Here is a 13071-nt window from a genome sequence, read left to right on the forward strand (position 1 = left end):
AACCTCAACGTATTCTTATAAATTGCTGCTGAATAAACATTCTTTCCCTCTGAAGAAATTTGAATTCGTATCTGTCATTTGACACTTTCACATATTATTAACGCAACAAACGCCAGGCACTTCATTGTCTTATGCGAGTTTCATGTGTGTCATTATTGTACAATACACCAGAAAATGTTCACTTGCTGTTAACTACGCCCTTGACTCTCTGTATTAAGATATCCTTAATCGGGCAGCTCGCTAAAGGTCAGAATTGACCTATCAAAGAACTATTCAAGGAGAGAACTGATGGCTGTTCACGCAACCGACGATAGTGCAACATTCCTGGAAACAGACGCCATTTCAGGAAATCTGCTTTCCAACGATTCATCCGATAACGGACACCTTTTCCTGCGCGCCTTCGACGGCGCGAGCGTTGGCGCCAAGAGCGGCAACAGCCAGATCACCGAAATCCAGGGCGACTACGGCACCTTCTTCGTCAAGCCCGATGGCAGCTACACCTATGTGCTAAGCGATGCTGCCAAGGTCAACTTCACCAATGGTGAATTGCTCCAGGAGAAGGTTTCGTACAAAATCTCCGACGGCAGCGGTCATACCGATGTCGGCCTGTTCACCCTGAACATCCAGGGCGTAACCCAGGTCAAGCCGATCGCGGTCGACGATCACTACAGCTTCACCGAGGGCGACGCCATCGGCGGCAACGCCTTGGACAACGACATTGCCGGCGACAATGGTCATCTCTTCCTCCGACAGTTCGCCAACACGGCCGTAAACGGCGATCCAAGCGCAACGACCGACGTCGCCGGCACGTATGGCACGTTCCATGTCAAAGCGGATGGAACATTCACCTATGATCTGGCAGTAGATGTTGCTCCGGGCGATCACGTCACGGAAACTATCCAGTTCTACAAGATCTCCGACGGCGAAGGCCACACCGATGTCGGCGTTCTGACACTCAACATCACTGGCGCGGACGCAGACGTCTGATCATTCAATAACCAACTAAAAAGCAACGCCCGCCGAGCAGATGGCGGGCGTTTTACAAGTCGAGCCCCGTCACGAGAATGAGCAGTCGGCAACCATTTACACCGCTTCGAGCTTTCAGCAATGTTCGGAACGACCACCCCGGAACAGCACGAATTATATGCAGTCCGGTGCCGTTGGGCTTGGAACTGTCCAAAAGCCTGCTTTGTTGATTTACTTGCTGCAACGCTGCCGGAACCGCGCCGTCGCAGAATCTCCAACGCTCGTCCAGGCTTGATCGAAGATTGGACGAAGCTGTGGGCTGATCTCTTTTATCGTGGCATTCACCCTGCAACGATCGCCCAGTTTCAGCATCGTCGTAAGATCGCTGTCGAGCGCGTTCCTTGCCGCCGCAAGTGTTGCATCCGTAAAATCGTTCCAGAAGTAAAACCGCGTCAGGATCATCACCTGGTCGTAGGGCGCAAGCACAACCGAGCGCTTCATCATTCCTGCAACCGCAGCCGGCTCCTCCGCAATTATCGACTGCACGGCCGCAAGGCGAAGCCAAAAATTACTGTTCGTCGGCATGCACGAAAGCGCATACCGCAGATACTGGCGCGCACTCGACGCCGCAGCGGCCCAGGTGTCGTAGTTGACATTGACATTCTGCCGATCGAGTTGCGCCAGAACGAGGGTTACGCCAGCAGCCACAATGTCGGATCGGCAATAATGACCGTCAACAACGTCGACACTATGCGACGCGTATTTGGCCACGACATCGTCCGCGACTGTCTCTCCACGCTCGATCCTTTCGGCGACGATCGAGATGCTGGCCGTTCTTATCGAAGCGTATAGCTCTCGACCGGCCAGCACGAAAAAGACGAGGGTGACGATAATGAAAGCGATCCTGGTAACCGAAACGAACTGACCGCGGAACATCAGCTTTCGGTATAGTATCGCGAATAACGCTTATAATAATACTCGCTCGAACCGAATGTCCGGTAAAGTTTCATCTGCGACGGGTCGACCTTGGTCAATATAGTACCGACGCATTTCGCATAGAGTTCCGGTTCGGACAGCAGTGTCGACTGCACGACCTTGCGCGATGTCTTTCCCCACTCGATAACGAAAACGACCGCATCGAGCTTCGAATTGATGGCGCGCGCATCCACAACCGGCGCCAAGGGCGGCAGGTCGACGATAATATAATCGAAGCTTTGACGCGCCGTTTGAAGAAGCTGATCCATGCCGCGTGACGCAAGCAACTCCGACGAATGCGGAACACGATACCGTGCCACCGTCGGCAAAAATGCGAGTTTTGTTTTGGGATCGAGAAGGATCAAATCCTTGAGCGGACGGCTGTCGACGATCGCCTCGAGCAACCCGGCCTCGGCATGGCGGCCGATCGCCCGGGTGGCACCAGGATTGCGCATGTCGCCGTCGATAAGCAGGCAACGCGCGCCCTGCATCGCCAGGAGCTTGGCAAAATTGATGGATGTCGTCGACTTCCCCTCGCCGGGCAAGCTCGACACGACGCCGATGACCTTGCAGCGCTGATCGGCAGCACTGAGGTCGATGGCAATCTTGGCGCTTCGAAGCGTTTCGGCAAATGCCGAGAGCGGATGCTCTTCGACATAGGTCGTGGTCTTCCCGCCCCTGGCGATGCTTCGTGGATTGCTGGGATCAACGAGCGTCGGATCGTCGACGTTATTTTCAATCAGCGGCATGACACCGAGAGACTCGACATCAAGCACGTCCCGGACATCATCGCCGGTGCGGAAGAACCGATCCCGGAATTCGCGGAAGGCCGCTATACCACTTCCAAATGCACATCCCATGAACATCGCGAAAGCAACGACGAGAGCTCTCTTCGGAGCGCTCGGCTTCGTCGGCGTCTCCGCCGTCGTGATGATTCGCGCAGCGGTGATCGGAAAGCTCTGCTGTTGAATTGCTTCCTGATAACGCGTCAAGAAGCTCTGATAGAGATTCTTATAGGTATCGCGCGTGCGCTCGAGTTCGCGAAGCTGCACCTGGGTTTCGCCAGCCATTGCGGCTACGCCCGTCGCCTGTGTAACGCTGTCGCGCAAAGAGTTTTCCCGCGATTTCGCGACCTGCAGTTCGCTTTGGTAGCTCTCGGCGATACGGTTCAACTCATCGAACATGAGCCTCTTATATTCTTCCATTTCCGCACGAAGCCGAACCGCCTGGACGTGATCGGGACCGAGCCGCGCCTCAATTTCAGTTTCGAGCTTGGAAGCCTCCAGATACTTCTTGCGCAGGTCGTTCGAAATGGAGCTGTCGAGCACATCGGTGACGATCGCATCGGTCTGCTTAGCGTCGATGATCGACTTGACGCGCGCATATTTTGCCTCGGCCTTCGCAGTCTCGGCCTGCGCATTGATCAATTGGGTATTGATCTCGGAAAGCTGCTGATCGCTAATCAGCGTACCGGATCCAGCCTCGACAAGTCCATGCTCGCTGCGGAATTTTTGCACGGCGAGGTCAGTGTCCAGCGCCTGCTGCCGGAGCTCTTCGATACGCTCCTGTAACCACTCGCCGGCCCGACGTGTCGCCTCGTATTTCGAATTGAGCTTGTCAACCAGATAGACGTCGGCGATGGCAGCTGCGATATCACGCGCTAGATCCGGTGACTGCGAGGTAAAGCTGACATCGAGAACATAGGATTTGCCAACGCGTTCGACATCGATGTTGCCTGCAACAGTCTCCGCAGCACTCCGCCGCCTCATTTCCGGATCGGGTGCGACGGCTGCGTCATCGGCAAACCACGACCGAAAATTCACGAAGGATTTCAGCGTTGAGACCGAAAAAAGCGAGCTTTTCGGTCCCATGAACTCCGCATTGTCGACGAGTTTCAGCTTGTCGACGACGGCATAGGCGATGGTGTCGGACTTCAAAAGCTCGACCTGACTGAGGACAGTACCTTCGTCATCGTCCATCTGGCCGAAAGCCGCCAGCTGGTTGATCACCTGGCTATCGCTGCGGTCGATCAGCACGCTTGTGTCGGCGGTGTAGACGGGCACCGAGGTCAGGACATACACAATGCCCAGAATGGCGAAGGCGAAACCGCACGCCGCAACCATCCGCCACTGTCGGCGGGCGATTGCGATGAGCTTGTCGAAATCGATGAAGTCAGCTTCGTTTCCCGTATCGCGGGAGGGGTCGATACGTGGCGTAAGTTTATCTGGCGATAGCAATTTCGATCTCCAACAAAGGCGTCAAGTGCTAAGATCTACGGGCAATTCCAGCTATTGTATGACCGGGACACTCTGACTCGTCGACTGCGTCGGGTCAGTGGACGACTGTCCTCCCGCTCCTGTGCTAACGATGGTCGTAGTCGTGGTCGTGGAACTCGAAGATGAACTATCTGCGCCGGCATTCGAAACCTTCAGCGTGCCGGCGGTCGTCGCGCTGCCGTCAAACGGCGTACCGTCGTCTGCCCCAGGCCCCGTCTGGCCAATAGACCCATTGTTGCCGATGCCGGATGCGGCTGCTGCAGCACTTCCACCCGGGCCGAGCGCCGCGGTCCCGCCTTCGGCAAGGACCTTTGCAAAGGCGGCAAGCAGCGGCGCGAGATTGGGATCGGCAATCGCCGCGTCGGCAACGGCTTTTTCGATCGCCAGCTTGAACTGCGGATCCGGCACCTGACAGCTGTTTGCGGCCCGCGCCAGACCGGAGCCGATAGCCGCCATCTGTGCGGCACTGGCCTTCTTGGCCTGCTCGATCACCGGCGACAGCGCGTCATTGCTACTCCCGACCAGAGCGCGAACACGCGATGACAAAACCAACGGATCGGACATATCGAGGAGAACGGCGGGATTGGCTGAAAATCCACTGATATCGCCGGAAGTCAGACTTGCCGGACCCAAGCAAGCTGCCGCAAAAGCGCTTGAATTCATGCCGGCAAACATCGCGACGACAATTCCGCTATACGCAAGCTTACGATAAAAACCAGACCTTGCCATAACCATAGTCCTTCATCAAATCCGCTACATAGGCCGCCGTCATTGATCACTCACGATCGATGACGGCTCACCTATTTCAATCAATTTCCAAGATCGTTTACCGCGTTACGGGTATCGTTTGCATCGTCGGCCACGCCGGAAACAGTGGACGATACCGAGTTTACGATGTCAAGGAACTTGACCAATTCAACAGAGTCCGAATTCGAAATATAGATAATATCCTTGTCTTCCATCTTGAATTGCTGAGCAGCAAACAGGGTGGCCGGATCGCGAAGATTAGCGCGCACGATCACCGGAACCGTTTCACCCGCAAATCTCGTCGCGTCCACGTGCATCGCTTCAACCGTTTTCTTGGGGACAAGGCGATAGAGCAGGACCTGGGCCGGATCGGCGCGATCATCACGCAGGCCGCCTGCCTTGGCGATTGCCTCTCCAAGTGTCAGGTCGGATTCTTCAAAGTCGAAGCGGCCACTGGTGCCTGCGGCGCCGAGCATAAGATAGGTACGGCGCTCATGATCGATCGAGATCGTATCATCCGGTGCGACGTAGATATTTTCGGCCGGGTTCTTTAAGAGCGTATTGTAGGCGACGGTAGCCGTCTTGCCGCGGCGCTGCAGCGTCACATTCGTTTCGATATTGTTGGTCGTCAAACCGCCCGCAGCGGAAATGACATCGAGAACACGCTCACCCGCTGGGCTAATCTCGACGCGCTGGGGATTGTTGACATCCCCGAGCACGGCAACCTGACTGGAGCGACTTGTCGTCGTCGTAATAACCACCTGCGGCTCGATCGCGCGGCTCGCCAGGCGATCCTCGACGTCCTGTTCCACGGTCTCCTTGAGGCGACCGGCAGCCGGAACCCGACCCGCATAGGGAATTGTGATCGTCCCGTTTCTATCGATCGTCTGGCTCGGCAAAGAGATGTAATTGCCCGGTCGGCTACCGGCATCGGACGGAATGAAAAGACCGCCGGACTGAGCTTCGAAGATGGCGACCTCAACGACGTCACCGTAACCGAGCGGAATTTCAGGCGCCCCGCCTCGACCACCGCCAAACCCCTTGAAGGAGGTCGGCTGGGGAGCGGAAAAATACGGCAGAACGTTCTTGCTGAGATCAATCAGGGCGTAATCGATACCGACGCGACGCTCCTTCGTTGTCACTTTCACTGCTGCATCCCGATCAACATCTTTGTGATCAGGACCAGATCTTGGCAACGATGTGCAGCTTGCCAATATAGTCGTCAGCGCTACAACAATGGCGACGCGTGTACTACCGATACGAGAACAACCCATAGAATACCCTGTGTTGACGCCTCTGAAGCTACTGCTCCGCAATCTGACAAAATACAAGACGATCCCCGATCAATAACACTGAAAGCCGATTAACATTCCCCTAACTGTGGCAGGCTGGCAACGGCGAGCCCTTTAGGAAGCGAAAAACGACTTCGGTCCGACTTTTCTGGCGTCGCAACAATCCGAAGGCTGCACCCGCTATAAAATTTCTTGGGTTTCAGAGTCAACTGTTCGCACCTGCACAATCGATCTTTTCCGAAAATCTTATTAAAATCCATCCATTTAAACTTTAAGTGGTTAACGGCTGCTCTTATGCCATGCCCAACTCTCCGTTGCTGCGCCCGAGACTTATCGCGACAACCGCACTGAGGAAGGCGGCGTAAAACACCGCAAAACCCGGTATCTGCAGCGAAAAATCGACCGCCGCATGAAGGGCGACCAAAACCGTCGCCGCCAGGCCAAGAAGGACATAGGGCCTCAGACGCCGTCTTTGGGCGAACCCGCGCCAGAACACCCTGGCAAGCACCGAGAAGGTAAGGACTGCCGTAATCGGGAACAATATTCCGAGGCCCAGAAATCCTTCGAGATAGAAATTGTGTGCGCGGTCGAAGATCCCGAAAATTCCGCAGGCCGGATCGCGGTAGGCAGAAAACACCGTCCGAAAAGTTCCGAGCCCCTCCCCCGTCCACCAATGATCCGAAATGGCACGCCATATGCCCGGCAGGATGCAGAACCGATCATCATCCTCGAGCCGCCGCTCTTGCGCGCGCAAAATCGCCTGGCCTGCAAACATCGTCAGTAACACTACGATGAAAGCAATCGCCGAGAGGAGCTTCAGCATCGAACGCCATCTTGGCGCCGGTCTCAAATGACGCCTCGAGCCGTTCCAATTGATGACGAGCCATGGAAAATAGATGAGAGCGGCAACAAAGGTCGCAAATATCCCGGCGCGAGAGCGGCTCAGCATCAGTGCGGTGAAACATGCGCATAAGAGCAGGATATAGATCCACGATCTCAAGAGAAGCGCGTTTCGGCCCGGCTCGCCGGTCGGATGGTTCGAATAGGCACGGGCAACGTCCCTGACCAGGGTTAGCATGAGCAGCGTTCCAAGCCCGAGGAAGGTCGCTGCGGTATTACGGTTGACGAAGACCGCGGTCAGGCTGTCGAGGTAGGCGTGTTTCTCGACGACGATCAGGATGTTGGGAAACAGCAAAAACTGCAGCAGGCCGAAAACAGCGATGATGCCCGCCGAAAGCCCGAGGCCGGCAAGCACTTTCCTCGCGCGCTGATCGGTATCGCATAAGAGCAGCCCGGTCAGGAACGTGACGAAAGGCAGAGCGACCCAGAGGATCGACGCGAACGTGTCGGCCGGTTCGACGGAGATCGCTGCGTAATCGACACCCGCAAGGTGACGCGCGGCATCCCAAGCGGGATTTGCCAGCCACCGCGAAGGCAGTTCGATCGTCTGAATAAACGTCCATCCTGTCAAAACAATCAATAGAAACAGAGCGATGCCGAACACCCATCTGCTCTGTCTCGGCTCTCCGAACAGCAGTCCCGAGATAATGGCGAGAGCAAACATTCCGATCGCCGCGAAGGCGAAAGCCAGGGGTGTAACACTCCCGAACGGTATGAGCGTCAATATAACGAGGCCGATGAAGGCGAAAAGCAAAACCTCTCGCACGACCCGCCTATTAATGAGGTGGGAGAACATGTGAATTAATTTACCAGAGTAGGCAGCGACCAAAGCCATTACAACCGAAGAGTTTAATTTACTCGTACAAACATAAGTTGAACATCAAGCACCTGCGTGCTAAAGTGTAACAGAATTCCACATCGTTTAAAATTGTCGGGATAGGTTTAAGCCAATCGAGACAAGGCCCGGCTATGCTCCTTCCAAGCAGCAGAAACGGGACAGATATTCTGCGCCCAATACTTGGCAGATCATCAGATCGCCATGCCATTGACCGAGAAAAAAGGCAAGCCTGATCTCAATCGGTTGCCCTGAACGGGGATTTAACAGATGAAGAAAACATTCGTTACACTTCTGGCGCTGGCCTTTACAGCAGGCAATGCCTGCTCGGCATTTGCCGCCGGTCCCGCAGGTTTCGCCCGCGGCCTGAACGGTAGTTCGGCGGTCAGCTATATCTCCGAAAAAGGCAAGATCATCCCACCCTTCGCCCAGGTATTGTTCTGCGCCCAGAACCCGGCCGAATGCCGTGACAACAATGGGCTCTCGGTCGTTGCGCTCACCGACGAGCAGATGTTGCAGCTGAAAAATGTGAACAGCACGGTCAATCGGACGATGATCGGACGCAACGACTCCAGCAGCGAACTGAACGGCGACGTCTGGAAGGTGAATGTGCGCAGCGGCGACTGCGAAGATTTCGCATTGACCAAACGCAGCCGGCTGATTGCGATGGGCTGGTCGTCGCGCGCGTTGCGGATCGCGACGGCATATACGCCCTCCGGTGAAGGACATGCGGTCCTCGTCGTCAGAACCGACAGGGGCGATCTCGTCCTCGACAACAGGAAAAGCAGCATCAAGAGCTGGCGCGATACCGATCTGCGCTGGGACAAGATCCAATCGGGAACAGACCCCTATGTCTGGTACCGGCTATAACAGCCGAGGCAGCGACATAGACAGATTGATCCTGTTTCCGGATTGAAGTCGAGCCTGCTCTGACGAGCCGCTCGACTTGTCATATCGCCCACACAAACCTATGTTTTGGCTATCGACGGGGCAGCGTGCGGCAAGCTGCGGTGCCCGGAGTTCGGCTTCCGATGTGGGTTTCAGGCGATCTTCGGTATTGTCTTTTCGTCCAGATTAACTATGACGAACTCATGCTGCGACGCAGCATGACGTTCTACTCTAATGATTTGAGGGAAATATGCGCATCACGATGATTGGATCAGGCTATGTCGGCCTCGTTTCAGGCGTTTGCTTTGCGGATTTCGGCCACGACGTCATCTGCGTCGACAAGGATCTGAGTAAGATCGAAGCGCTTCGCGAAGGCCGCATTCCGATCTACGAGCCGGGTCTGGAGCAATTGGTCGCTGAAAACACCAGCACCGGCCGGCTGTCATTTTCGACGGATGTCGGCGAAAGTGTCCGCAGCGCTGACGTCGTGTTCATCGCCGTCGGCACGCCCTCCAGGCGCGGCGACGGCCACGCGGATCTCTCCTATGTCTACGCCGCTGCGCGCGAGATTGCCACCTATGTGGAAGGCTTCACCGTTATCGTCACCAAGTCGACGGTACCGGTCGGCACGGGAGACGAAGTCGAGCGCATCATGCGCGAAACCAATCCCACGGCGGATGTCGCCGTCGTTTCCAATCCCGAATTCCTGCGCGAAGGCGCCGCCATCGAGGATTTCAAGCGTCCTGACCGTATCGTCGTCGGGCTGAACGACGACCGGGCACGCGAAACCATGACCGAGGTCTATCGCCCGCTTTACCTCAACCAGGCACCCCTGGTCTTCACCACCCGCCGCACCTCGGAACTGATCAAATATGCGGCCAACGCTTTCCTCGCGATGAAGATCACCTTCATCAACGAGATCGCCGATCTCTGCGAACGGGTCGACGCAAACGTTCAGGACGTTTCGCGCGGCATCGGTCTCGATGGCCGTATCGGCTCCAAGTTCCTGCATGCCGGGCCGGGTTACGGCGGCTCGTGCTTCCCCAAAGATACGCTAGCTCTTGCCAAGACGGCGCAGGATTACGATGCGCCGATGCGTCTCATCGAGACGACGATCTCGATCAATGACAACCGCAAGCGGGCGATGGGACGCAAGGTCATTTCGGCCGTCGGCGGAGACATTCGCGGCAAGAAGATCGCAATCCTCGGGCTGACCTTCAAGCCGAACACCGATGACATGCGCGACAGCCCGGCAATCGCAGTCATCCAAACCCTGCAGGACAACGGCGCGCAAGTGGTCGGCTACGACCCCGAGGGCATGGAAAACGCCCGCAAGGTGATCGAGAACATCGAATATGCAAGCGGACCCTACGAAGCAGCCGCTGGTGCGGATGCGCTTGTCATCGTCACCGAGTGGAACCAGTTCCGCGCGCTCGATTTCAACCGCCTGAAGCAGTCGATGCGCGCTCCGATCCTGGTCGATCTGCGCAATATCTACCGCAGCGACGAGGTCCGCAAGTACGGCTTTACCTATACTGGCATCGGCACCAATCTCTATCACGATGTGACCAACACCTGAAATAGCCTGCTGAACATCTGATCTTCCTGACGCCGCGGAACACAATCCGCGGCGTTTGGTTTGACAGCACCGTCGTCTTTCAGACGCGCAAAGGACGCTCTAACTCTTTCAATCCTCGCATCCTGCCCCGAAATTCGATTCCGATTTTTGGGAAGCAGGTCGCTAGAGGATCCCGACCCGTGTTCCCTTTATCGTCAGCACGGTCAGCCGGCCCGTCGCCGAAACCGCAGTGTCGATACCGATCCGTTGCGGCCCGAATGTCGGTGTTCGCGCCGGGGTATGCCCGTGGATCACGAGGACAGGAAGCTGCGGTCCTTCATCCAGGAAGGGCTGACGGATCCACATGAGGTCGCTGTCTTTCTGCTTTTTGAGGTCGATGCCCGGCTTGATGCCCGCATGAACAAAGAGAACCCTTCCTATCCGCAGCATGATCGGCAGCGATTCCAGGAATTGGATATGTCGTTCGGGTATCATGTTGCGAATGACGCGGGCAATTGTTTCGTTTCCAGCCGCCGACTGCAGCAGATGCTCGATATCGATACCGTATGAGTGCAGCGTCTCCGGTCCGGCAAAGCCGAGCCATTCGAGAATGCGCGCCGGTTTGCGATAGAGCTTCACCAGCTCCGCGTCGTGATTGCCGCACAGGACGAAACGTTGAAATCCCGGCGGCGGGGTCTTGCTCAGGAACTCCAGCACCGCGCTCGAATCAGGCCCGCGATCGACATAATCGCCGAGCATGACGATGAGTTTCGGTCCCGGAATGCGCGCGGCATCCTCCTCGATGCGGCGTTGCGCCTTGACGAGCTCATTATAACATCCGTGAACATCGCTCATCGCGTAGACCGCAGCGAATTCGCCTTCGGCAAACGTCAACCGAGCGCGTCCTTTGCGGTTGCCAGCCAGTATCGGTATCTGTTGTCGCCACGGCCCTAGATAGTTAAACATGTAACCCATTTATGAGACCCGACCGAATGGCGGGTTGTCTGAAATAATCCATCTCTTATCCATCGCTGCAACGGCATGAGGCTCAGTATTCATAAGAAGTTGGCCTGATCGCGGCTCCACCGAAGTTGTAACCGGAACCACCACTTTGGAGGCGACATAGTTCTTCGCCATATGCTGCGCCGCTTGCGCCACGTTCGCCTGGCCGGTCGCCACCGAACGCTGCACATCAAGCAAGGATGATTGTCCATCCTTGTAGCTCCCGATTGAAAGCGCAAGAGTCTCCTGCGTGGTCTTCACCTGAGCGCGCAGCCGTCCGCCATCGAAAATCGGCAGGTGGGCCCGAACCACCAGGTGGTCAGGCCCGCTCACGCAACTCGCCAACGATAGTAAAGCGACTGTCGCGAGAAACGGCAATTTGTATTCATTCATACTTGGGAGGGTGCTGCGGTTAATATTATGCTATAGTTTGCTAATTAATGGTTAATCCGGCGTTAAAACGGCGATTATTGCGTTTCTCGCGACATTATCGGCTAATATTCCCCAAATGGAGGAGCCGCAGGTATCGGATTTCCACAGGCAAGGCGTCCGAAAAGCTGTGAAAATCAACTATAACGAGAGCCATTACGAAAAAATGAACGTTAAAGAAGATCATGCTTGACGCCCCCGCGGCGCAGCATAATGATGGCGCATTGCGAGTGTGAATGACATTTCTTGATCAGGAATCTCAGATCCAAAACTGCGGGGTGCAAAGTGGAAACTGCGGTTGATTCGAAACTTATCGAGGCGATCACCTACGACGAAGACAGCCGGCATCTACGGGTCTATCTGACCAACGGTCAGAGGCGAGAATATGAAGGCGTTCCCAAGGGCGTCGTCGTCGGGTTGACGATGGCGGAATCACCGGGAAATTTCTACATGAAGGCAATCAGGGGCAAATATCCTCCTCGCCCCTAATGTCCGATCACGATGATAGGATCCTTGTTTCAGCAAAGATGCGGGACCGGCATTTCCGGTCCCGCAATCGTTTTCCCGCCGAGCGGCGGTGCACGCGTCAATAACCGCCGAGGAAATCGCGAACCGCATCGATCTCGAGCGGCGCAATCTCGTGACCGCCGGGATGCCAGACCGTTCTGACCTCCGCCCCTCGGTTTTTCAGGTGTTCGGACAGCGCCTCGGTCATGGAAACAGGCGCGATCGGGTCTCGCTGCCCGGCCGTCATCAGCACCTTTCTTCCCGCCAGCGTCGACTGGGCTTCGGGTTGAAACGGAATGAGCGGGTGCATCAGAACCGCGGCATCGAAGATACCCTTGTCGATCAGCACATTGGCAAGAATGTTTGCGCCATTCGAAAAACCCAGGCCGAGAACATCGGAAGCCTGGTACTCGTCCGCGAATGCCTTGACGTAGGCCGCCATCTTCTCCGTCGCCCGGGAAAGGTCGGCCATGTCGTAGACCCCCTCCCCGGTGCGGCGGAAGAACCGCGCCGCGCCATGTTCAGAAACGTCGCCGCGCGGCGAGAGAATCGTCGCTTCGGGCAGCAGGCGCCGACCGAAGTCGAAAAACTGGTTCTCGTCGCCACCGGTGCCGTGCAGTAGCAGCAGGATGGGTTTATCAGGTGCGCCGGCATGCAGCCGGTGCACATATCCAGTTTCGGTCATATCGCCTCTCC

General features: G+C 56.2%; 11 protein-coding genes and 1 pseudogene. 4 read left to right on the top strand and 8 right to left on the bottom strand.

What is annotated here, in order from left to right; genetic code table 11:
• The first annotated feature begins 288 nt into the window (after window positions 1-288).
• Window positions 289-987, top strand: coding sequence for a calcium-binding lectin RapA2 (gene rapA2 / locus U5G49_RS16625; protein ID WP_047618813.1), 699 nt, complete (start codon window positions 289-291; stop codon window positions 985-987).
• A 210-nt stretch (window positions 988-1197) separates the two neighbouring features.
• Here the strand turns inward: rapA2 and U5G49_RS16630 are convergent, their stop codons facing one another.
• The 5 genes from U5G49_RS16630 to U5G49_RS16650 all read right to left on the bottom strand — a co-directional run bounded on the left by U5G49_RS16630 (window position 1198) and on the right by U5G49_RS16650 (window position 7952).
• Complete coding sequence (locus U5G49_RS16630) at window positions 1198-1902, bottom strand: hypothetical protein (RefSeq protein ID WP_193445043.1); 705 nt, start codon at window positions 1900-1902, stop codon at window positions 1198-1200.
• Window positions 1902-4178 carry a polysaccharide biosynthesis tyrosine autokinase gene (locus U5G49_RS16635; RefSeq protein WP_047618818.1) on the bottom strand — a complete coding sequence of 759 codons (2277 nt, stop codon included), beginning with the start codon at window positions 4176-4178 and terminating at the stop codon, window positions 1902-1904. The genes U5G49_RS16630 and U5G49_RS16635 overlap by 1 nt, the downstream gene beginning before the upstream one ends.
• 51 nt (window positions 4179-4229) lie before the next feature.
• Window positions 4230-4952: a sugar transporter gene (locus U5G49_RS16640; protein ID WP_193445042.1), complete on the bottom strand. Its 723-nt coding sequence runs from the start codon at window positions 4950-4952 to the stop codon at window positions 4230-4232.
• Between the two features lie 74 nt (window positions 4953-5026).
• Window positions 5027-6238: a polysaccharide biosynthesis/export family protein gene (locus tag U5G49_RS16645; protein ID WP_047618824.1), complete on the bottom strand. Its 1212-nt coding sequence runs from the start codon at window positions 6236-6238 to the stop codon at window positions 5027-5029.
• Between the two features lie 310 nt (window positions 6239-6548).
• Window positions 6549-7952 carry an O-antigen ligase family protein gene (locus U5G49_RS16650; protein ID WP_193445041.1) on the bottom strand — a complete coding sequence of 468 codons (1404 nt, stop codon included), beginning with the start codon at window positions 7950-7952 and terminating at the stop codon, window positions 6549-6551.
• Window positions 7953-8261: 309 nt separating this feature from the next.
• Between U5G49_RS16650 and U5G49_RS16655 the strand changes: the two genes are divergently transcribed.
• Together U5G49_RS16655 and U5G49_RS16660 are read left to right on the top strand one after the other, a co-directional pair.
• A complete protein-coding gene (locus U5G49_RS16655) occupies window positions 8262-8861 on the top strand; it encodes a transglutaminase-like cysteine peptidase (RefSeq protein WP_193445040.1) in 600 nt (199 codons plus the stop codon).
• Between the two features lie 268 nt (window positions 8862-9129).
• A complete protein-coding gene (locus tag U5G49_RS16660) occupies window positions 9130-10458 on the top strand; it encodes a UDP-glucose dehydrogenase family protein (RefSeq protein ID WP_113544224.1) in 1329 nt (442 codons plus the stop codon).
• Between the two features lie 162 nt (window positions 10459-10620).
• Here the strand turns inward: U5G49_RS16660 and U5G49_RS16665 are convergent, their stop codons facing one another.
• Both U5G49_RS16665 and U5G49_RS37130 read right to left on the bottom strand, forming a co-directional pair.
• On the bottom strand, window positions 10621-11412 hold the full coding sequence (locus tag U5G49_RS16665; RefSeq protein WP_018243224.1) for a metallophosphoesterase family protein: 792 nt from the start codon (window positions 11410-11412) through the stop codon (window positions 10621-10623).
• Window positions 11413-11712: pseudogene (locus U5G49_RS37130) on the bottom strand (TolC family protein); the annotation flags it as partial.
• Between the two features lie 402 nt (window positions 11713-12114).
• On the opposite strand from U5G49_RS37130, the gene U5G49_RS16675 reads away from it, so the two are divergent.
• Window positions 12115-12357, top strand: coding sequence for a KTSC domain-containing protein (locus U5G49_RS16675; protein WP_012758625.1), 243 nt, complete (start codon window positions 12115-12117; stop codon window positions 12355-12357).
• 97 nt (window positions 12358-12454) lie between these two features.
• Here the strand turns inward: U5G49_RS16675 and U5G49_RS16680 are convergent, their stop codons facing one another.
• Window positions 12455-13060 carry an alpha/beta hydrolase gene (locus U5G49_RS16680; protein WP_193445039.1) on the bottom strand — a complete coding sequence of 202 codons (606 nt, stop codon included), beginning with the start codon at window positions 13058-13060 and terminating at the stop codon, window positions 12455-12457.
• Between the last annotated feature and the right edge of the window lie 11 nt (window positions 13061-13071).

The sequence above is a fragment of the Rhizobium indigoferae genome, from assembly GCF_034554815.1.
GTDB lineage: Bacteria > Pseudomonadota > Alphaproteobacteria > Rhizobiales > Rhizobiaceae > Rhizobium > Rhizobium leguminosarum.